The sequence below is a fragment of the Streptomyces sp. NPDC031111 genome, from assembly GCF_055570675.1.
Genome location: NZ_JBVIGS010000002.1, coordinates 732,012 through 753,209 on the forward strand (window position 1 = coordinate 732,012; position 21,198 = coordinate 753,209).

17 protein-coding genes are annotated in these 21,198 nt (G+C 74.0%); 11 read left to right on the forward strand and 6 right to left on the reverse strand.

Annotation, left to right across the window (positions count from 1 at the left end; all coding sequences use genetic code 11):
• The first annotated feature begins 198 nt into the window (after nt 1-198).
• Entirely contained in the window at nt 199-1,413 is a 1,215-nt protein-coding gene (locus ACZ470_RS07035; RefSeq protein WP_468425095.1) for a hypothetical protein, read from the forward strand.
• A gap of 11 nt (nt 1,414-1,424) precedes the next feature.
• Entirely contained in the window at nt 1,425-2,903 is a 1,479-nt protein-coding gene (locus ACZ470_RS07040; RefSeq protein WP_468425097.1) for a glycoside hydrolase family 3 protein, read from the forward strand.
• Nucleotides 2,904-2,934: 31 nt separating this feature from the next.
• Here ACZ470_RS07040 and ACZ470_RS07045 read toward each other — a convergent pair whose 3' ends face one another.
• Nucleotides 2,935-3,816: an arylamine N-acetyltransferase family protein gene (locus ACZ470_RS07045; RefSeq protein ID WP_468425099.1), complete on the reverse strand. Its 882-nt coding sequence runs from the start codon at nt 3,814-3,816 to the stop codon at nt 2,935-2,937.
• Between the two features lie 159 nt (nt 3,817-3,975).
• Between ACZ470_RS07045 and pgl the strand changes: the two genes are divergently transcribed.
• Genes pgl through ACZ470_RS07080 form a run of 7 tightly spaced genes read left to right on the forward strand, consistent with a single transcriptional unit; the run spans nt 3,976 to nt 10,471 of the window.
• Nucleotides 3,976-4,632, forward strand: coding sequence for a 6-phosphogluconolactonase (pgl, locus tag ACZ470_RS07050; protein ID WP_468425100.1), 657 nt, complete (start codon nt 3,976-3,978; stop codon nt 4,630-4,632).
• Entirely contained in the window at nt 4,629-5,705 is a 1,077-nt protein-coding gene (locus tag ACZ470_RS07055) for an ROK family protein (protein WP_468425102.1), read from the forward strand. The genes pgl and ACZ470_RS07055 overlap by 4 nt, the downstream gene beginning before the upstream one ends.
• Nucleotides 5,702-6,835 (forward strand): sedoheptulose 7-phosphate cyclase, encoded by a 1,134-nt coding sequence (locus ACZ470_RS07060; RefSeq protein ID WP_468425104.1) that lies wholly within the window; start codon nt 5,702-5,704, stop codon nt 6,833-6,835. The genes ACZ470_RS07055 and ACZ470_RS07060 overlap by 4 nt, the downstream gene beginning before the upstream one ends.
• Entirely contained in the window at nt 6,832-7,974 is a 1,143-nt protein-coding gene (locus ACZ470_RS07065; RefSeq protein ID WP_468425106.1) for a dehydrogenase, read from the forward strand. The genes ACZ470_RS07060 and ACZ470_RS07065 overlap by 4 nt, the downstream gene beginning before the upstream one ends.
• 32 nt (nt 7,975-8,006) lie before the next feature.
• Nucleotides 8,007-9,098 carry a DegT/DnrJ/EryC1/StrS family aminotransferase gene (locus ACZ470_RS07070; protein WP_468425108.1) on the forward strand — a complete coding sequence of 364 codons (1,092 nt, stop codon included), beginning with the start codon at nt 8,007-8,009 and terminating at the stop codon, nt 9,096-9,098.
• Between the two features lie 27 nt (nt 9,099-9,125).
• Nucleotides 9,126-9,812: a ribulose-phosphate 3-epimerase gene (locus ACZ470_RS07075; RefSeq protein WP_468425110.1), complete on the forward strand. Its 687-nt coding sequence runs from the start codon at nt 9,126-9,128 to the stop codon at nt 9,810-9,812.
• Nucleotides 9,812-10,471, forward strand: a complete 660-nt coding sequence (locus ACZ470_RS07080; protein WP_468425111.1) for an HAD-IA family hydrolase — start codon at nt 9,812-9,814, stop codon at nt 10,469-10,471. The genes ACZ470_RS07075 and ACZ470_RS07080 overlap by 1 nt, the downstream gene beginning before the upstream one ends.
• Here ACZ470_RS07080 and ACZ470_RS07085 read toward each other — a convergent pair.
• The 5 genes from ACZ470_RS07085 to ACZ470_RS07105 form a co-directional block, all read right to left on the reverse strand.
• Nucleotides 10,468-11,850, reverse strand: coding sequence for a condensation domain-containing protein (locus tag ACZ470_RS07085; RefSeq protein WP_468425113.1), 1,383 nt, complete (start codon nt 11,848-11,850; stop codon nt 10,468-10,470). The two genes, ACZ470_RS07080 and ACZ470_RS07085, sit on opposite strands and share 4 nt — an antisense overlap.
• Nucleotides 11,847-12,101, reverse strand: coding sequence for a phosphopantetheine-binding protein (locus ACZ470_RS07090; protein ID WP_468425115.1), 255 nt, complete (start codon nt 12,099-12,101; stop codon nt 11,847-11,849). Before ACZ470_RS07090 ends, ACZ470_RS07085 begins: the two co-directional genes overlap by 4 nt.
• A 21-nt stretch (nt 12,102-12,122) precedes the next feature.
• Entirely contained in the window at nt 12,123-14,579 is a 2,457-nt protein-coding gene (locus tag ACZ470_RS07095; protein WP_468425117.1) for an acyl-CoA dehydrogenase family protein, read from the reverse strand.
• The gene (locus ACZ470_RS07100) at nt 14,576-16,096 is read right to left on the reverse strand and encodes a class I adenylate-forming enzyme family protein (RefSeq protein ID WP_468425119.1); all 1,521 of its coding nucleotides are present in this window, start codon (nt 16,094-16,096) and stop codon (nt 14,576-14,578) included. Before ACZ470_RS07100 ends, ACZ470_RS07095 begins: the two co-directional genes overlap by 4 nt.
• Before the next feature lie 177 nt (nt 16,097-16,273).
• On the reverse strand, nt 16,274-17,308 hold the full coding sequence (locus tag ACZ470_RS07105) for an LLM class flavin-dependent oxidoreductase (RefSeq protein WP_468425121.1): 1,035 nt from the start codon (nt 17,306-17,308) through the stop codon (nt 16,274-16,276).
• Nucleotides 17,309-17,487: 179 nt separating this feature from the next.
• Between ACZ470_RS07105 and ACZ470_RS07110 the strand changes: the two genes are divergently transcribed.
• Nucleotides 17,488-19,398: an ABC transporter ATP-binding protein gene (locus tag ACZ470_RS07110; protein ID WP_468425122.1), complete on the forward strand. Its 1,911-nt coding sequence runs from the start codon at nt 17,488-17,490 to the stop codon at nt 19,396-19,398.
• The gene (locus tag ACZ470_RS07115; protein WP_468425124.1) at nt 19,395-21,179 is read left to right on the forward strand and encodes an ABC transporter ATP-binding protein; all 1,785 of its coding nucleotides are present in this window, start codon (nt 19,395-19,397) and stop codon (nt 21,177-21,179) included. Before ACZ470_RS07110 ends, ACZ470_RS07115 begins: the two co-directional genes overlap by 4 nt.
• Nucleotides 21,180-21,198: the final 19 nt, after the last annotated feature.

The following is a 21,198-nucleotide window of genomic DNA, read 5'->3' on the forward strand; positions in this document are numbered from 1 at the left end:
CCGGCGCCACAGCCGCAGCGCCCGTCTCCCCACAGCGCGGTCGGTCCAGCCCCCCAACCCCAGTCGATCCCATGGCCTCGGTGCCAGGTGCCACCGCACATGTGAACGGAGCGCGAATACCGCCGGGCCCGGCGGTGTCGCGCCGGGGCACGTGCCGCGCGGGCACCACCACCGGGGGAACCGTGGAGAGAGGTCTGCATGCCTGCACAGAAGAGGGACGAAGGCAGTGTCCGCGGGCCCGCCGAGCCGGATCACCCGCGAGGACCGGACGGCCACGGCCGATGTCCCGGCGAACAGTCCCACGCCGACGGACTGCCCGGCGCGGCGCCGGTGTCGGCGGAGCCGGTCCTCTCCCTCGGGTCCGAGGGGCCGCCCGTCGAGACCGTGAGCCTCTCCGCGCTGCGCTCCGCCGACTCCCCCCGCACCCGCTCGGAGGACCCGGAGCACGTGCGGGCCCTCGCCGAGCTCGACGCCGCCTCGCTGCCGCCGATCGTCGTCCACCGCGCCACGATGCGGGTGGTCGACGGCACACAGCGCGTCGGCGCCGCCCTGCTGCGCGGCGACGAGGAGATCGAGGCGCGGTTCGTCGAGGGCCGTGAGGAGGACATGTTCCTGCTGGCGGTCCGGCTGAACATCGCGCACGGGCTGCCCCTGTCGCTGACCGAGCGCCGCTCGGCGGCGGAGCGGATCCTCGCCTCCCACCCGCAGTGGTCCGACCGGGCCGTCGCCGCCGCGACCGGCCTGTCCGCCGCGACCGTCGGTGAGCTGCGCAAGGGCGCTCCCGCCGCGGTGCCGGAGCCGGTGAGGATCGGCCGGGACGGCAAGCGCCGCCCCTTCAGCAGCGCGGAGGGACGCCGGTCGGCGGGCGAACTCATCCGGCAGAACCCGAAGACCCCGCTGCGCCAGATCGCGAAGCAGGCCGGCATCTCCCTGGGCACCGCGTTCGACGTACGGGCCCGCGTCCTGCGCGGGGAGGACCCGGTGCCGCCGCAGCAGCGCCGGCGCGGAGCCCTCGCGGCCGAGGCGACCGGCAAGGTCACGGTCGTCGCCTCCACGGTGGGGCCCGAGCCCCCTACCGGTGCCGGTGCGGACGGCGGCACGGCCGCGGTGCGGCCCCCCGAACCACGGCTCGCCCAGCGGGACGTGACCAAGGTGATGCGGACCCTGGTCTCCGACCCGTCGCTGCGCCTGACCGGTCACGGCCGGACGATGCTGCGCTGGCTCAGCACCAAGATGATCGACTCCAAGGAGTGGCAGCCCTTCGTCGGCGAGGTGCCCAGCCACTGCACGGAGACCCTGGCCGGGCTCGCCCGGGCGTGCAGCGAGTCCTGGGGCGAGTTCGCCCGACAACTGGAGCAGCGCGGCGACGTGCCGCACCGGCCCGCGCCCGTCGCCCGGGCCGACCACAGCTGAGGGGGAGTCCCATGGATACCGTGTCGACCCTGGTCAACGCGTGTCTGCTGCCCGCCTACGGCGGGAAGCGGCCGCCCGACTGGCTCCTGCGGGAGCTGGACGACGGCCTCGCCGGCATCGTCCTGTACGGGGCGAACCTCGGCCTGCTGGAAGGCCGGATACGGGAGATCGTCACCGAGCCGCTGCGGGCCCGGCATCCGGACATGGTCATCGCCCTCGACGAGGAGGGCGGCGACATCACCCGCGCCGAGTACCACCGGGGCAGCAACTACCCGGGCAACCTGGCCCTCGGGGTCGTGGACGACGTCGAGCTGACCGGGCAGGTCGCGCAGGCGATCGCCGCCGACCTGATCGACCTGGGCATCACGGTGAACCTCGCGCCCTGCGTCGACGTGTGCCCCGGCTTCGACATGCCGGTGCTCGGCGCCCGCTCCTTCCACTCCGACCCCGCCCGTACCGCCGCCCACTCCCGCGCCTTCGTGACCGGGCTCCAGCGCCACGGGGTCGCCGCGACCGCCAAGCACTTCCCCGGCATCGGCGCCACCCGGGTCGACTCGCACTACGAACTGCCGTCGGTGGACGCCTCCGAGGAACTGTTCCGCGCCCGCGACCTGCCCCCGTTCGCGGCCTGCGTCGAGGCGGGCGTCCAGGCCGTGATGACCGGGCACGTCCTCGTCGGCGGCGTCGACGACGTGGCGGCCACCTTCAGCCGCACGTTCGTCACCGGCATCCTCCGCGGCGAACTCGGCTTCGACGGCGTCGTGATCAGCGACGCCCTCGACATGAAGGCCGCGCAGGCCGGACTGGGCTTCGGCGGCGCCGCCGTACGGGCCTGGCAGGCGGGCGTGGACCTGATGATCCTCGGGCCCATGGACGGCGAGGACGTCTGCCGGGAGATCCACGACGCGGCGCGCCGCGCGGTGAAGGACGGCACGCTCACCCTGTCCCGGCTGGAGGAGGCCGCACAGCGGGTGGTCCGGCTGCGCGAGTGGACCGCCGCACCCCGCAGGCCCGAGCGGGACCTGAGCGGCGTCGGGCTGGCCGCCGCCCGCCGCGCCGTCGAGGTGCGCGGCGAACCGCCCGAGCCGGGCGCGCGGTACGTGGTCGAACTGCGCCCCGACCCCAGCATCTCCTGCGGCACCGTGCCCTGGGGCCTGACCGGTGCGCTGCGGCGCCTCGGCCGGCTGCTCGGCTTCTGCGAGGCCGCACCCGGCACGGCGGCCGGGGAACTGTCCGTGCCCGGGGAGGTGCCGCTCGTGGTCGTGGTGCGGGCCGAGTCGGCGGACCCGTGGCAGACGGAGACGGTCGCCGCCCTGGTGGCCGGCCGGCCGGACGCGGTCGTCGTGGACATGGGCTTCGGCGACACACCCGTACCGGCCGGCAGGACGGTGGTGAAGACGTACGGGGCCGGACTGGTCAACGCGGTCGCGGCGGCCGAACTGCTCGGCGGCCGCCGGGCCGACGGGGCCGCGCCCCGCGACTGGTGGTGAGCGTCCGGCGGTCATGAGTCCGCCGGGCGGCTCACTCCCCGGCGGCGGTGCGCCGCCACGCGTCGTGGCCCGACCGCACCACGGTCCACAGCCGGGTGCGGTCCGCCTCGTCCAGGTCGTCCAGGGCGAGCCCGAAGCGGTCGCGCAGTACGCCGAACCACGCGTCGCGGTCCGTCACTTCACGGCGCTCGTCGCCGTCCTCGGTGATCCGGGTCAGCACGCAGCCGAGGAGCAGATCGGTGCCGTGCGCGTCCCTGCGCTGCACCCGCGCCAGCCGGACGAAATCCGAGCGCGGATCGGTGGAGAGAAAGGCGTGCTGCTCCGCGAAGTCCTCGAAAACGGCGGGCCGGGCGGAAATGTCGGCGCCGGCGAAACCGCGTATCGGCCGGTGGTCCAGCCGCCATGCGTCCGGCTCGAATCCGGAAGGACCCAGCTCGTATCCGAACGGGCCCTGCCGCGTCCATCCCTTTCGCAGCGGAATGGGTTCGTGGGGGGCGAAACCAAGGCCCACGTCCACCAGCCAGTCGCCGTCCGGTGAGTCCGGCGTGGGCAGTCCGCGCACGGTCAGTGCCATGTGGTTCGCGTTGATTCCCGGCGGGGTGTCCTCGTCCACCTTCTGCACGCCCACGCGGTGCATGGCGACCTCATAGCCGAGTTCCGCGAGCAGCAGCGAGAACGCGCCGTTCAGATGGAAGCAGTAACCTCCCCGGCCCTGCCGCGCGATGCGCTCGAACGCCTCCTCCGGGGCGATGCCGGGGGCCCTTCCGAGCTGGAAGTCCAGCGTCTCGTACGGAATCCGCTCCACGTGCGCGCGGTGCAGCAGCCGCAGATTTCCGTAGGTGGGGGGCACCTTCTCCGGCAAACCGAGCCGGTCAAGGTACGCATTGACGTGACTGATGCGGGATGTCGGCACGGCGGAACTGTAGCGGCGCCCGGTGTTCAAATGCTGCCCGTGGCCGAGCGGTGCCGCCGTCAGTAGTGTCTCGGTCGATTCAGAGAGACGGCTACGAAGCCCGCCGGGAGTTCACCCTTGAGTTCTCTTCCGACACGAAAGTTCCCGACGCCGGAATCGGTGGCCGAGTACGCGGCCGAAACCGTCGCGCGGAACGTGAGAGAAGCCGTCCTGGCACGCGGCGTCTGCGTCATCGCCCTCACCGGAGGAAATACCCCGGTCCGCACCTACGAACTGCTCTCGGCACAGGACGTGCCGTGGGACTCCGTGCATGTGGTGCAGACCGACGACCGGGTGCTGCCCGAGGCGGAGACCGGCTCCAACTGGCGGATGATCCGCGAGACGCTGCTCGACCCGGCGTCCGTCCCCGAGGAGCGGCGGCACCCCATGCCGGTCGGTGCCCCCGACCCGGCCTCCGCCGCCCGGGACCACGCGCGGCTGCTGCGGTCGCTGACGCCCTCGGGCCACGCCGACCTGGTGCTGCTCCAGCTGGGCCCGGACGGCCATCTCGCCTCGCTGTTCGCGGACCGCTACGAGCCGGGGGACACCTCCGGCGTCACCCTCACCACCACCGCGGACGGCGCGCTGCGGATGACGCAGACGCTGCCCGCGCTGTGCGGCGCCGCCACCCGCGTCGTCCTGGCCACCGGCGCGGGCAAGACGGAGGCCGTGGCCAAGCTGGCCGCCGGGACCGACGACACCTTCGCGACCCGGTCCTTCCTCGGCTCCGACGGCCTGCTGCTGCTGGATGCCCAGGCAGCCGGCGCACACGCGTGACCGGCTTCTCCGCCTCCGCGGCCCGCGCCGACGAGCGGCCCGTCGCGGTGTTCGACCTCGGCGGCACCTGGTTCCGCGCCGGGGTGCTCACCGGCGACGGCACCGTGACCGGGCTGCGCCGCGTCCCGGCGGTCGGCGACCGCACCGGCTCCGCGCCCGTCGCCGACCTCCAGCGCCGCATCGTCGACTGGCTGGTGCGCACCGTGGACGAGATCCGCGAAACCCGGCCCGAGCCGGTCGACACCTGCGCGGTCTCACTGGGCGCGGCCATGGACCACCGCACCGGCGAAGTCCTCGGCGCGGCACCGCTGTTCGGTCCCGTAAGGACCTCGTGGCGGCCCGCCGACGAGCTGGCGGCCCGGCGGCCCGACGTGCGCTGGACCGTGGTCAACGACGTGTCCGCCCTCGCGTACGCGCTGCTGACGGACGACAGCCTGGGCCGCAGCGGCAGCGCGGCGGCGGTGACGATCAGCACCGGTATCGCCTACCGGACCGTCGACCTCGCCACGGGCCGCATCCCGGTGGACCGGACGTACGGCCTCCAGGGGGAGATCGGCCATCTGCCCGCCCAACTGTCCTGGGAGGGAAGGGCGCTGACGCTGCCCTGCGACTGCGGGGCGGACGACCACGTCAGCTCGTACTCCTCGGGCCGCGGCATCGAACAGCTGCTGCACCGCCTGCCCGCCGCCGCATGGGGCGGTACGGAGGCGACGGAGCGCACGGACGTGCTCGCGGCGTTCTCCGGCGCGGTCGCCTCCGGGCACCCCGGGGCGCTGCGGGTGCTCGACGCCGTGACGGAGCCCCTGGCCCGCGTCCTGCTGACGCAGGCCTGCCTGAACCCCGAGGTCGAGCGCACCGTGCTCACCGGCGGGGTGGTCGACGGCCTCGGCGACGCCTATCTGGCGAGCCTCCTGGGCCACCTGGACCGGCTGGGGCTGTACGGGATGTCGGACCAGGACCCGGCGTACTTCGCCGGACGGATCGTACGGGGCCGCTCCGACGGCCTGAACGCGCTGCGTGGAGCCGGATTCCACGCGAGGGGAATTCCCGACGGGAGGGTGCGGCCGGAATGAGTCACGGGGATTGGACGGTACGGGCCCGGCAGGACGTCGTGTACCGCGTCACCGACGTGCCGGACGTGTTCGCGCCCGGCAACGCGGCCCTGGCCCGGGCCGCACGGCTGGAGCCCGGGGCGAGCCGGCTCGTCGTCATGGACGAGAACGTCTTCGCCCACCACGGGCACGCGGTCCTCGCCTACTTCCTCGGCCACCGTGTCACCCCCCACGTCCTGCGCCTGACCGGCGGGGAGAGCGGCAAGACACTCGCGGCCGTCGAGCGGATCGCGCGGGCGGCCGACGCCGCCCGGCTGGCGCGCCGGGACCCGATCGTGGCCGTCGGCGGGGGCGTGCTGACCGACCTGGTGGGCCTCGCCGCCAGCCTCTACCGGCGCGGCACCCCGTACGTACGGGTGCCGACCACGCTCATCGGCCTGGTCGACGCGGCCGTGGGCGCCAAGACCGCCGTCAACTTCCACGGCCACAAGAACCGGCTCGGCACCTACCACCCGGCCACGGACACGCTCCTGGACCGGGGCCTGCTGCGCACCCTGGACGAGCGCCACATCGGCAACGGCATGGCCGAGATCGTCAAGATGGCCGTGATCAAGGACGCCACCCTCTTCGACCTGCTCGAAGGGCACACCGCCGACCTCGTACGGACCCGGCTGGCCGGCGAGCGGGGCCGGCAGGTGACGCACCGTGCCATCGACGGCATGCTGGAGGAGCTCGAGCCCAACCTGTGGGAGCACGAGCTGTGCCGGGCCGTCGACTTCGGGCACACCTTCAGCCCGGCCGTCGAGATGGTCACCCAGCCGGAACTCCTGCACGGCGAGGCCGTGTCCATCGACATCGCGCTGTCCTGCGCGCTGGCCGTGGACCGGGGCCTGCTGACGCCCGCCGACGCGCTGCGCACCCTCGCGCTGCTGCGCGCGGCCGGACTGCCGGTGCGGCACCCGGTGTGCGAGCCCGCCCTCCTCTGGGACGCGCTCGCCGAGTCCACCCGCCACCGGGGCGGTGAGCAGAACATCCCGCTGCCCAACGGCCTCGGCAAGTGCGTGTTCGCCGGTGACCTGACCCTCCCCGAGCTGACCCGCTCCGCCGAGCTGCTGCTCCGGCTGCTGGACGAGCCGGAGGCGGCGGCATGACGGTCCCCGTGGACGCGGTCCGCAACCCGACCTGGCGGCGCACCGCCGACGGACGCGGCCCGCACCTGGAGCACGACGAACTGCCCACCGTCGACGGCGCCCTGCGCGTCCTGCGGGCCGGGATCTGCGGCACTGACCTCCAGATCCAGCGCGGCGTGCGCCCCGACGCGGCGGCCGTCCTCGGACACGAGGGCCTCGTCGAGTACCGCGCCGGGAGCGGCGAACTGGTGCGCGGCATCCCCAACCCGGTGGACCCGCACGACCAGGACAGCATCCTCGGCCACTCCTACGACGGCCTGCTGCGCCGGTGGTACCCGGCCGGCGGCGGGGCCGAGACGGTGCGGCGGAACCTGGTGCCGGCCCGCCCCGACCTGCCCGCCGACCTGTCCGCGCTCACGGAGCCCCTGGGCGCCGTCCTGTACGGCTGGGACCTGGTCGCGGACTCCGGCGGTCCGCCCGAGTCCGCCGTCGTCTGGGGCAGCGGCACCACGGCCGTACTGACCGCGCTCGTCGCGGAGTTGCGCGGCACACCGGTCACGCTGGTGCACCCGCGCGCCGAGCGGCTGGACCATCTGCGCGGCCGCGGGGTGCTGGACACGGCCGTCCTCAGCACCGAGGCGCCCGCCCCCGGCGCGGGGGCCGCGTTCGTGTGCCTGCCGAGGGAGGCCGCCGGGCGGGCCCTGGGCGAGGCCCTGCACACCGTGCGCGAGAACGCGGCGATCGACCTGTTCGGCGGCTTCGGCTCCGGGACGGTGCACGAGCTGACCGGGGAGCTGGAGCTCAACTCGGTGCGCCGCGCCAACGTGTGCGGCACGCCCAACCCGGGGACGGTGGTGCCGGTGGCGCTGCCGTCCGGCAAGCGGGTGCGGCTCACGGGCCACCGCGGCACCTCCGCCCGGCACCTGCTGCGCGCCCAGGAGCTGCTGACCACCCACGCGCGGCGCTTCGGACCGGTGGTCAGCCATGTGATCGCGCTGGCCGACGCCGGACCGGTGCTGCGCTCCATGGCGGCCGACCGGCCCGGGTCCCGGCTGCCCGGCGAGCACCTGAAGGTGCTGATCGACCCGGACCTGCCGGCGGGCGGCCGCCGGGAGGCCGACCTCACCACGACCGTCGCCGCCCTGCCCCCGGGCTGCTGAGCACGCCCCCTGGAAGCTCGAGAGGTGCCATCATGCTGGTCCCGCGCTACGGATACCCGGCGCAGTTCGACGACCTCGACGACCTCACCCGGAGCATCACCGACCTGATGCTGTCCGGCGACTACATCCTCGGCAAGCCGGTCGAGCAGTTCGAGCACGCCTTCGCCGACTACTGCGAGGCACGGCACGCCGTCGGCCTCAACTCCGGTACGGACGCGCTGATCCTGGCCCTGCACGCGCTGGGCGTCGGCCCCGGCGACGAGGTCGTCACGGTCGCCAACACCTTCCACTCGACGGTGCTCGCCATCGCCCGGGTCGGCGCGACACCCGTCCTGGTGGACTGCACGGACACCGACTACATGATGGACCCGGACCTCTTGGAGGCGGCGGTCACGCCCCGCACCCGGGCGGTCGTCGCGGTGCACATGTTCGGCGAGGTCCTCGACATGGACCGGCTCACGGCGCTCACCGGGAAGCACGGCCTGGCACTGGTGGAGGACTGCGCGCAGGCCGTCGGCGCGCGGTGGCGCGGCAGGCCCGTCGGCACCTTCGGCGACATCGGCTGCTTCAGCTTCCACCCCTCGAAGAACCTCGCCGCCGCCGGCGACAGCGGCGCCGCCGTGACCGGGGACCCGGCGCTGGCGGAGCGGCTGCGCCGGCTGCGCGGCCTCGGCCAGCAGGGGCAGAACGACCATGTGGAGCTGGGCTTCAGCAGCCGGATGGACTCCGTGCAGGCGCTGGTCCTCAGCCACAAGCTGCCCCGGCTCGACGCGTGGAACCGCTCCCGCCGGGCACTCGCCGAGCGCTACACCGCGGCCCTCGCGGGGAGCGCCGTCACCGTCCCCGCAGCCAGCGGCGCCCATGTCTTCCACATGTTCCAGACGATCGTGCCGGAGCGGGACAGCACCCTCGCGGCACTGCGGGAGGCGGGCATCGACGCGGTGGTGCGCTATCCGGTGCCGATCCCGAGGCAGCCCGCGTTCGCGCCGTACGCCTTCGACGCGGACGCCTTCCCCCACGCGGACTTTCTCGCCCGCAACGCGCTGTGCCTGCCGCTGCGGCCCGACATGGACGACGACGACGTCGACCTCGTGGCCAGGACGCTGCGGTCGATCACCGGCTGACCGAGAAGACGAGACGAGGAGACCACCATGGACAGCGGACCGACGGCCGGCCGACGCGCCGCCATCGTGCCGGGCCTGTTCGGCGCCGACCCCCTGGAGTACGGGCGGGCCGTGGCCGAGGTCGCCCGCACGGACGCGGAGCTGATGCATCTCGACGTCATGGACGGGCAGTTCGTGCCGGACATCAGCTTCGGGCTGAAGGCGGTGCAGTCCGTCCGCAAGGCGTTCGGGCGCAGGCTGGACGCGCACCTCCAGGTGGAGCGGCCGCAGGACCACCTGGACGGGCTGATCCGGGCGGGCGTCGACCTGGTGTCGGTGCACGCCGAGAGCACCCCGCACATCGCGCGGCTGCTGCGGGACCTGGAGAGCGGCGGTGTCGCCGCCGGGATCGTGCTGAACCCCGGCACACCGGTGTCGGCCGTCGAGGAGATCGCCCACCTCGTGGAGCAGGTCGTGGTGATGGCGGTGAACCCCGGCACCAGCGACTTCCTGGACTACACGGTGGAGAAGATCCGGCGGCTGCGCGCGGACCTCGACGCCCGGGGCCTCGGCCACATCAGGATCGCGGCGGACGGCGGGGTGACGGCCGAGCGGGTGGCGCTGCTGCGGGACGCCGGCGCCGACCGGCTGATCGTGGCGTCCGCGCTGTTCAAGGACGCCGCCGGGGTGGAGCCGACGTACCGGTCGCTGTGCGCGGCCGCCTCGGGGTCCTGATGGCCCCCGGTGTCCGGCGTCCGGCCGGGGTGACGTTCCTCTTCGACATCGACGGCACCCTGGTCGACTCCCGGGAGCTCATCACCGACGTGTGGCGGCAGGTGGCGGCCGAGTACGGCGCCGACGCCGAGGCGATCCTCGCGGTCTGCCACGGGAGGCGGGACGCCGACGTGGTGCCGATGTTCTTCCGCCCGGAGGACGTGCCGGCGGTGCTCGCGCGCATCCCGCGTCTGGAGGAGGAACGGGGCGGCCTGGTCCGTCCGGTGCCCGGCGCGCCCGCCCTGCTCGGCGGCCTCGCCGACGACCAGTGGGCGGCGGTGACGTCCGGCCCGAGCGCCCTGATGGCCGGGCGGCTGCGCGCCGCGGGGCTGCCGGTGCCGAAGGTGCTGGTCGCCGCCGACCACGTCGAGCGGGGCAAGCCGCACCCGGAGGGCTATCTCGCGGCGGCCTCCGCCCTCCGCGCCGACCCGGCGCGGTGCGTCGTCGTGGAGGACGCCCCGGCGGGCGTGGCGGCGGGCCGCAGCGCGGGCATGTTCGTGGTCGCCGTCACCACCACGCACCCGGCCGGCGAACTCGGCGACGCCCACGTGATCCTGGAACGGCTGGACGAGGTCCACGGCGCCCTCCCGGGCGCCCTCCCCGGCGTGCGCCTGCCCTAGGGGGTGTCCGTCACGGCCGCCGTGACGATCACGTCCTCGACCCCCCGCAGCAGCTCCTCCGTCCGCGCCCGGGGCAGGTGCCACAGGTCGACCAGGGCGTGGTGCACGTCGACGCCGTCCACGTCCTCCACCCAGTACCAGAGCGTGACCTCCTGCCGGGGCCGGTGCCCGTCCCACGTCACCTCCGTGCGGGGCAGCAGGGCGCGGACCGCGTCGGCCGTCGCCTCGCCGGCCCCGGGCGCGGGCCGGGCGGGGCGCAGGTCGTTGAAACCGCACGGCAGCCCGATACGGGACACGCCCCGCTCGGCGCTCACCTTCGCCCGCAGCTCGTCCAGCGCCACCGGGTCGCACTGGGACCTCCGGTACGCCTGGAGCGCCGCGCGGCCGGTGTCCCGTACGACCTCGGGGAACGCCCGCCCTTCCGTGCGCACCAGCGTCACACAGCTGCCGAGCGCGATGCCCACGAGGTGCTTCAGCTCCGTCAGGCCCCGGTTGGACGCGATGAGCTTCAGCGGCACCCGGTCGCGCCCGGTGAGACGGCACAGCACGACGTTGACCGCGGCCATCACCACGGTGGTGCCGCTCACCCCGAGCCGATCCGCCACCGCACGCGTCGCCAGGGTCAGCGCGGGGGAGACCAGACCGAGCTGGCCGAACCGCTCCGGCTCGTCCAGCGGCGGCGGCGTGGGACCCGGCGGGTCGAACACGGTGACCGGTGCGTCCCGGAGAATCCGCTCCCAGTGACCGAGCGCGGCCTCCGAGCGGCGCCGGCCGGCCGGCGCCGCCTCGGCCTCCGCCTGGTCGAGCATCTGCCGCTCGACCGGCGGGAGCCCGGACGGGGTGGTGCGGCCGCTCAGCAGCTCCCTCAGCTCGCCGGTGAGCAGTTGCAGGCCGGAGAAGTCCAGCGTGACGTGCGAGACGACGATCAGCAGGTACCGGGGCGTGCCCTCGTGCTCCAGGACCGCCGCCCGCAGCGGGAGTTCCTCGGACAGCTCGAAGCGCTGCGCCCGCAGCCGCCCCTGCAACCAGTCGGCGGCCTCGTCCACTCCGGCGTCGCTCGTCCGGTAGACCCCCAGCACGAGCTCGTCGGCGGCGGAGACCTCCTGGTACGGGCCGCCCGCGCCGTCGGTCGGGTAGCGGGTGCGCAGGCTCTCGTGCCGGGCCACCACGGCGGCGAGCAGGCCGGTGACGTCGGACAGCTCCAGGCCGGGCGGGACGGCCAGCCTCCGGGCCGCGTTGAAGTAGTGGTCGTGCGGTTCCATCCACTTCGTGTCGTTCCACTGCACGCGCTGCGCCCACGTCAGCGGCGCACGGCCGGAGCGCCGCCCGGTGACGGGCACCCGCACCTCCCGCACGCGGGTCGCGGGCGCGCCCGTCACCGCCGCTCCCGCAGCGACTCCAGGGCCGTCCACAGGGAGCCGGGGGTCGCGAAGTTCTCGGGGGTCAGCATCTCGTCGGGGATCGCCACCTCGAACGCCTCCTCCAGGCTGACCAGGAGCTGCACCGACGCCAGCGAGTCCAGTCCGAGCCCGGACAGTGCCGCGTCGGGGCGCAGCGTGTGGTCGGCGTCCAGCAGCGGCAGGTGCTCCCTCAGCACCTTCTCGAACTGCGAGTCCCACTCGGTTCGCACGATGTGTCTCCGCTCTGCTTGTCAGGAGTGTGGCGCCGGCGCGGGACGCGGCGCACCGCCGATGAGGCCGACCGCGCGGTCCGCGAGGCAGAGGGTGCCCGTGGCGGTCAGCAGCCGGTCGTTGGAGTAGTTCAGGGCCGCCGAGCGCAGGTCGCGCAGATGGCGCTCCAGCGGCACGGGGGAGTCGGCCCGGTAGCCGAGTCCGAGCCCGGCCAGGGACACGCACTGGTCGGCCGCCCGGTACGTCAGCTCCGACGCCAGCACCTTCAGGGTGTTGAGGTGGATCTGCACCGACGTGCCGGTCAGGTCGTCGCCCTCGGCACGGCGGCGCGAGACCTCCTCCACGCACTGGCGCAGATAGGCGCTGACGGTCTCCAGGTCGATACGGATCCGGGCGATCCGCTCGGCCACCAGGTCCGACTTGAGGTCGGTGGACGAGGGGCGCCTGGGTGAGCGGAACACCGTGAGCAGCTCGGCCAGGGCCTGCCGGGCCGCGCCCAGCCAGCAGGCCGCCCAGCCGATGTGCCCGAGCGGGATGAACGCGCCGACGGCGACGCGGGAGAAGGCGCCCCGCTCGCCGACGACGCTGTGGGCGGGCACCGTGCCCTTGAGCCGCAGGGCGACGCTGTGCGTGCCCCGCATGCCCAGCGGGTTCCAGTCGCCGCTGACCTCCACCTCCAGCCGGTCGCGGTCCGCGTAGACGAGGGTGACCCGGCGCGCCGCGGCGTCGGGCGCGTCGCGCATGGTCAGCAGGAAGCCGTCGGCCACGGCGCCGCCGGTGACGATGGGCGCGTCCCGCTCCACCAGCAGGCCGTCCCCGTCCTCCCGCAGCGGTGCCGCGCTGGTCAGCAGATGGCCGCCGGTCTGCTTCTCGGACGTGATCGAGCCGAGGTACACCGACCCGGCGGCGATCCGGGGCAGCAGCTCCTCCCGCAGTTCCTCCGTGCCGAACCGCACCACCGCGTCGGTCTGCTGGCAGTGCATCGCCCAGATCATCGCGCTGGACAGACAGCCCGAGGCGAGGATCTGCGCGACCTCGGCCAGCTCGGCCAGGCCGCCGCCGAGGCCGCCGTAACGGGCCGGGACCAGCAGGCCCATCAGGCCGGAGGCGCGCAGCGCCGCCAGCGACTCGGTGGGGAAGCGGGCCTCGGCGTCCACCCGGCGGGCGTGCTCGGCCAGTACGGGCAGCACCGCGCGGGCCCGCTCCGCCGCGTCCACCGGCCGCACCCGCGGCCCCGCGACGGGCCCGCGCCGCAGATCGACGCGGGTCGCGGACACCACGTCACCGCCGCGCAGCGCGACCTCGCCGGGGGCGGGCCGGGACAGGAAGCCGATGAGGCTGGCGCTCAGCCCGTACGCACCGGTGTTGGGGACGGCGAGGAGGTCGCCCGGGGCGGGGAGGGGCAGCGCGGTGTCGTGGGCCAGGGTGTCGCTGGGCGTGCACAGCGGTCCGACGAGCGCGACCCGCCGCTCCTCCCGGTCGTCGCCGGTCCGTCCGGAACCGGCGGGCACCGCCTGGGCCCGTACGGGCGGCAGCCTGCGCAGCCCGGCCAGCCCGCCGAGCGTGTTCACCCCGGCGTCCAGCACGACGAAGGTGCGGCCCTTGCTCTCCTTCACATCGGTCACCGTGGTCAGCAACCGGCCGCAGGAGCCGCTGAGATAGCGGCCCGACTCGAAGGCGACCTCCACGTCGCCGTCCCGCCAGCCGGCGAAGTGCTCGTCGAGACCGCCCTCCAGCGCGTCCCGCAGCCTCGGGTAGGAGGGCCTGGCGCCCGGCACGGCGTACGGGTGGGCGAATCCGCCGCCCAGGTCGAGGACGCGTACCGGCAGGCCGTGCCGGTCGCGGAGCAGGGCGGCCGTACGGACGTTGGTGAGGAGCTCCTGGATCAGGCTGTCCTCGTCGCGGGCGTTGGTCACCGCGAACAGGTGGAGACCGACGGGCTCCACATGGCCCTCGGCCAGGGTCCCGGCGACCGCCGGCGCCCACGCGTCCACCGCGTCCAGGTCCAGCCCGAACTGGGAGGCGGTGCCGGTCATCCGCAGTCCGGCCGTGCCCTCGCCGGCGCCGCCGTTGACGCGCAGCAGACAGCGCGCGGTCACCCCCTGCCGCCGTGCGGCCCGGGCGATGCGCCGCAGGTCGGTCACCGACTCCGCCGAGAAGAACGCGACGCCGCGCTCCAGGGCGTGGGCCAGTTCCGCGTCCGTCTTGCCCGGCCCCGTGTAGAGGCACGTTCCGGGCTCGTGCCCGGCGTCCAGGGCGGACTCCAGCTCACCCGCCGAGCTGATCTCGGCGCGGCAGCCCGCGGCCCGCAGGGCCCGCACCACCTCCGGGTGCGGGTTGGCCTTCAGCGAGTAGAACAGGGTCGCGCCGGCCGGGAGCTGGGCGCGCAGTGCGGCGGCGGCCGCGTCGGCCTCGTCCAGGTCGTAGACGTACAGGGGGCTGCCGTACCGCTCGACCAGCGTGGTGGGGGTCGTCACTGCTGCTTCCTCACGATCTCGGCCAGTCCTCTCCGGTCCGTCTTCTGGTTGGGGGTGAGCGGCAGCCGGTCCAGCAGCACGCAGCGGTCGGGCAGCTTCGCCGCCTCCAGCCGCTCCACGAGGCCCTGGACCAGCGGCTCCGTCGAGGGCAGGTCGGCGACGGCGCACAGCACCAGCGCCGCCGGGTCGTGCAGGGACACGGCCGCCGCCGCCCGTACGCCCGGGACGTCCAGGGCCGCCGCCTCGATCTCCAGCAGGCTGACCCGGGTGCCCCGGTGCTTGACGATGTCGTCCCGGCGGCCGGAGAAGTACAGGTGGCCGTCCTCGTCCAGGTGCCCGAAGTCGCCGGTGTGCAGGACCACTTCGCCGGTCCGCTCGTCCCTGCGGAAGCGGCGCGCGGTCAGCTCCGGCGCGCCCCAGTAGCCGCTCATGACATGGGGTCCGCGTACGACGAACTCGCCCTGCTCGCCCGGCGGGAGCGGCGTGCCGTCCTCCCCGATCACCTCGACGGCGGTACCGGGGATCGGGGGCCCGACCGAGCCCGGCTTCGCCAGGTCGCCGTCGGGCTCCAGGACGGACACCCTCTTGCACTCGGTGATGCCGAACATGAGGGCGATCCGGGCGCCGGGAAAGCCCGCGCGCAGGTCCCGGCAGAGGGCCTCGGTCAGGGCCGCGCCGGTGTTGGTGAACAGCCGGACCCGGGTGGGGGCCGTGTCCCGCCCGGCGAGATGGGTGAGCAGCTGCGCCAGCGACGGCACCAGCGGCACGACGGTGGCGCCCGTCTCCCGGATCCGCCGCAGCAGGGTCAGATCGCGGCCCTCCTCCGCCAGATGCACGGCGGCGCCGCTGAGCGCGGCGAGGAAGAGCTGGTGGAGCCCGTAGTCGAAGGACATCGGCAGGCGCAGGAACACCACGTCGTCCGGGCGGTGGCGCAGCACCTGGTCGATCGCCCGGACGGCGAAGACGATCTGGCGGTGCGGGCAGACGACGGCCTTCGGGGCCGAGGTGCTGCCGGACGTGTAGATGAGCAGCGCCGCGTCGTGACCGGTGGCGGGGGTGGCCGGGCCGCCGTCGGGTGCGGCCGCCCGGATCTCCTCCCATGCCCCGTCCAGCTCGACGACCGGTGCGGGCGTCGCCTCCCGCAGCGCTCCGGCCGTACGGGCGTCACCGACCACCAGCGACGGATCGGCGTCCCGCAGGACGGTGGTGAGGTGGAACGGCTTCATCTGCGGGTTGACCGGCACGAGCACGGCGCCGAGGCGGGACGTGGCGTACAGCAGCGCCACCAGCTCCCTGCGGTTGGGGAGCTGGGTGAGGACGCGGTCACCACGGCGGATCCCCCGGTCGCGCAGCCAGGCGGCGGCCCGCAGGCTGGCCTCGCGCAGCTGCGCGTAGGTCCACTGCCCGGCGGTGTCCGCGACCGCGTTCGCCCGGGGCCGCCCGTGCGCGGTCGCGTCCAGCAGATCGTGGACGAACGCGGGGCCGGTCGCCGGGAACGGCTCGGAGGCGTAGGACATGTCACCTCCCACAGGTGAACTTCGGGGATCGCGCGGCAACGTCCGCGAATGACGCTCGGGGGAAGATAGCAAGACGCTCCGTGTTCAACTCGCCTTCCGAAAAAGAGCGTTCAACCGCTCAGAACGGGCCGTTGAACACGGGGTGCGCCGGCATTCCGCCGGGATACCATCGGGAATTCACCGGACGGCTCCCGGCGGATCGGCGGGGAGCATCGCGGAAAGGGCCGAGAACGTGGCCTCGGCGTGTGCGAATTCCTCGTCCTCCATGAGATTTCCGAGGAGTACCGTGCTCGCTCCGGCGTCGAGATAGCGGGACAGATAGTGCGCCACGGACGTGTAGTCCCCGACCAGTTGGGGCGCGTAGCCCTTGCCGCTGCGGTAGCCGCCGGTCCAGTACACGTCGTCGTACACGTCCCCGTCGGTGGCCAGATGGGCCAGTTTGCGGCTCCAGTCGGACTCGGAGCGGCGGCGCATCGCGGTCCTCACGTGCGCCGCCCGGTCCGTGACGTACCGCGCGCGGGCCGCCGCCCACGCCTCGTCGGCGGTCGGACGGGCGATCAGCTCGACCCGGACGGCGATGCGGGGGCCGCCCGCGAGGGCGGCGGCGTAGTCCCGGGCGAACCGCTCGACGGGCTCCGGGTGGGTGACGGCGACGTCCGCGACGGCGTGGGCGGTGGCCAGGGCCTGTTCCGACGAACCGGCGACGAAGACGCGTGGCATCAGCGCCGGGTCGAGCGGGGCGTGGGTGCTCAGGCCCGCGTAGCGGTAGTGCCCGCCCTCGTGGCGCAGCGGCTCCGCCGAGCTCAGCAGGGCCCGGACCACGGTGATGAACTCCCGTGCCCGCTCGTACCGTTCGTCGTGTCCCAGGGGGTCGCCGGCCTGGGCCAGCTCCGCCGCGGACGCCCCGGTGATCAGGTTCAGGTCGACCCGGCGGCCGTACAGCGCCGTCAGGGAGTGGATCATCTGCGCGACCGTGAACGGCGGCGCCGCGTACGGCTGCACGGCGACCAGCGGCACCAGCCGTTCGGTGCGTTCCAGCACGGCCGAGGCGACCGGCCAGGGGTTGAGGTCCCGGTTGTTGTAGAAGGACAGCAGCCCGGTGAATCCGCACTTCTCCGCGTTCTTGGCCACTTCCTCGAGCGTGGTGGCATTGTGCGCCTCGCCGGGGCGCGCGGTCGTCGCCGTCGCATAGACATCGAAGGGGTAATTCATCGTTTTCAACCTAACGACGCTCCAAATACGTGTCCACAAAGTCGAGTTCAGGAAGGTTGAACACCGTGAACGGGTTCACCGCACGGGTATGGTGATGCGCGCCAAAAATCGTCTTGCCGTGCCTTTTCAGGGCTCGTGAGGACCCTGTTCCATCGGTCCGGAACAGAGCCGGGGGAAACATGACCGTTCCGACCCGCACCGCCCCCGGGGACTCCCCGCGCGCCCGCGCCGGGCGCTGGCTCGGGATCCTGCGGCTGCTGCCGCACGCCGGCACCGGGCCCCTGGTGGCGTCGGTCCTGGTGAACGTCCTCCTGGGGCTGTTGCCGCTCGGCTTCATCGTCGCGATGAGCACGCTGCTCCACCGGCTGCCGCGGGCCGTGGACGGCGGCGGCTGGGGCACGGTAGGCCTCGCGCTGCTCGTCTCCGTCGGCTCGTTCGTCGTACAGCAACTCGTCGCTCCATTCCGGGTGTTCACCGGGGAGATCGTCACCCGCCGGGTGGACGGCTACTGTGTGCGGCGCCTGATGCGGGTCTCGCTCACGGACACACCCATCGACGTGCTGGAACGCCGCCGGACCCTGGACCTGCTCAGCGACGCCCGCGCCCCCTACGAGGGCCAGATGTCCAGCCCCGGCCAGGCCGCCGCCGGACTGCTGGCGCTGGTTTCCCGTTACACCCAGCTCGCCGGTGCCTGTGTGCTCGTGGGCATCGTGCTCACCCCCTGGGCCGGGCTGCTGGTCACCGTCACGGCGCTCGTCATCCGCTTCGGGCAGCGCGGCTCCCTGGGCCGGTTCGCCGCCCTGTGGGGCGGGCTGACGGCCGAGCGCCGTCGGCTCATGTACATCCGCAGGACCGGTACGGGCGCGGGCATCGCCAAGGAGATGCGGGTGCTGGGCCTGATCGACTGGTACCGCGCACGGCACCGCGAGGAGACCGACGCCCTGCTGAAGCCGCTGTGGGCGGGCCGCCGGCGGCTGCTGTTCGCGCCGTTCGTCCGGCTCGCCCTGGTCGGGCTGATCGGCGGTGCCCTGGCCCTGCTGGAGCTGGGCCGCGCCGCCGACAGCGGCGAGCTCACCCTGCTGGAGCTGGCCGTCGCCGTGCAGGGCGTGCTCATACCGCTCCGCTTCGGCGTCTATTTCCCCGAGAGCGATGTCGCCACCCAGTACGGCATGCAGTCGTTCGACGCGCTCCTGGAACTGGAGAGCCTCGCCGGCCGCCCGGCCGCGGAAGCACGGACGGCCGCCCGGCCCCCCGTGCCGCCGCCCGGCGAGCCGGCCCGGCTGAAGAAGGGCATCCGCTTCGAGGACGTCACCTTCGCCTACGCCCCGGACGCGCCCCCCGTGCTCGACCACCTCGACCTGGAGATCGAGGCGGGCAGGGCCACCGCGATCGTCGGGCTCAACGGCGCGGGCAAGACCACCCTGGTCAAGCTCCTCACCCGGCTCCACGACCCCGTCGGGGGAACCGTGACCGCCGACGGCCAGGACGTCACCGCCATGGACCCCGAAGCGTGGCAGCGCCGCTTCGCCGTGATCTTCCAGGACTACATCCGGTACGAGATGTCCCTGGAGGACAACATCCGCATGGGCGCCCCGGACGCGCCCGACACCCCTGCCACACGGGCCGCGCTCGGCCGGGCGATCGAACGCGCGGACGCGGCCGAGGTCGTGGCCGCGCTCCCCTCGGGCGTCCGTACCGTCCTCTCCGGCCAGTACGAGGGCGGCCAGGACCTCTCCGGCGGGCAGTGGCAGCGCGTGGCCCTGGCCCGCGCGTTCTTCGCCGCCGAGACGGGCGCGGAGATCCTCGTCCTGGACGAGCCGACGGCGCAGCTCGACGTGCGGGCGGAGGTGCGGTTCTTCGACCGGTTCCTTCAGATGACCGAGGGCCTGACCAGCGTCATCATCTCGCACCGCTTCTCCACGGTGCGCCGCGCCGACCGCATCGTCGTCCTCGAACACGGCCGGGTCGTCGAGCGCGGCACCCACGACGAACTCGTCGCCGCCGGCGGGCGGTACGCCGAACTGTTCCGGCTCCAGGCGCAGCGCTTCGACGGCCCCGGAACCGACGAGCACGAGGAGGCGGAGCGGTGAACACCGTGTGGACGGCCGTACGGCCCCTGATGGTGTCGGCGTTCCGCACCGGCCCGGCGAAGTTCGCCGGCGCGGTGACGCTGCTGCTGCTCGGCCACCTCGCCACCCCGGCCGTCGCCCTGCTCCTCAAGGGCGTCACCGACGCGGCCCTGACCGGTGCCACCGGCACCCTGTTCTGGTTGGCGCTCGCCACGGCGACGGCCCTCGTCCTGGAGCTGACGCTGGGCCACTTCGCGCACCTCCTCTACTTCGAGCTGGGCGAGCTGGGCGAGGCGGCGCTCCAGGAGGAGACCCTGAACGTCGCCAACGGCACCCCGGGCCTGGAGCACTTCGACAGCCCGCGGTTCGCCGACCTCCTCGCCCTCGTCCGCCAGGACCTGCACCGCACCCGGCAACTGCTGGAGGCCGTGCTGCAACTGGGCGGCCTGGTCGTGCAGTCCGTGGTGACGGCCGTCATCCTCGGGCTGCTCAATCCCTGGCTGATCCTGCTGCCGGTGGCGGCCGTCCCGCCCATCCTCATCGGCCGTCGCGCCCAGGCCCTCGTGGACCGGGGCAAGGAGGAGTCCGCGACGCCCGTCCGCCGCAGCCGGCATCTGCTGGGCCTGGCCACGGCGGCGAACTCGGTGAAGGAACTGCGGCTGTACCGCGCCGAACGCCCGCTGCTGCGCCGCCATCAGCGGGACTGGGACGCCGCGACCGACGTTCTCGTACGCGCCCACGCCCGCGCGGCGCTGCTGCGCGCCGCCGGCCAGCTGCTGTTCGCCCTCGCGTACGGCGCCGCCATCCTCCTCGTCGTGGACCAGGCCCTCGCGGGCCGCTCCACCGTCGGCGACCTCGTCCTCCTCATCACCCTCGCCGTGCAGGTGAGCACGCAAGTGGCCACCGCGCTCGGCCTGTTCGTCATGGTGCAGGAAGGCGGGCGCACCTTCGAACGGCTGGCGGAACTCAAGGAGACGGCGGCGGGTCGCCGCCACGAGGGCGGCACCGCCCCCGTTCCGGAGCGGATGAGCGGGGAGATCCGGCTGGAGAACGTCGGGTTCCGCTACCCCGGCGGCGACCGGTACATCCTCCGGGGCCTCGACCTCACCCTGCCCGCCGGTTCCACCGTCGCGCTCGTCGGCGAGAACGGCGCGGGCAAGAGCACCCTGGTGAAGCTGCTGTGCGGCATGTACCGGCCCACCGAGGGGCGGATCCTGGTCGACGGCACGGATCTGCGGGACTTCGAGCCGGAGGCCTGGATGGCGCGCGTCGCCCCGCTCTTCCAGGACTTCGCCCGGCTGGAGCTGCTGCTGCGGGAGAACGTGGGCATCGGCGCCGTCGGTTCCGTCGACGACGACGAGGCGGTCCGCTCCGCGCTGGCCCGCGCCCGCGCGGAGAAGGTGGTCGCCCGCGTCCCCGGCGGGCTGAACGGACTGCTGGGCCGCACCTACGGCGACGGGGCGGAACTGTCCGGCGGCCAGTGGCAGACCCTCGGGCTGGCCCGCACGCTGATGCGGGAGCGTCCGCTGCTCCAGATCCTGGACGAGCCCGCCTCGGCGCTCGACGCCGCCGCCGAGCACGCCGTCTTCGAACGGTTCGGCAGCGACGCCCGGCGCAGCCGCCGGAGCCTCGGCGCCGTCACCGTCTTCATCTCGCACCGCTTCTCCACGGTCCGGATGGCCGACCTCATCGTGGTCCTGGACGGCGGCCGGATCCATGAGGCCGGCGGCCACGACGAACTCATGGCCGCCGGCGGCACGTACAGCGAGGTCTTCGCCCTCCAGGCCGACGTGTACCAGTGAAGGACTCGGCCGGAAGCCT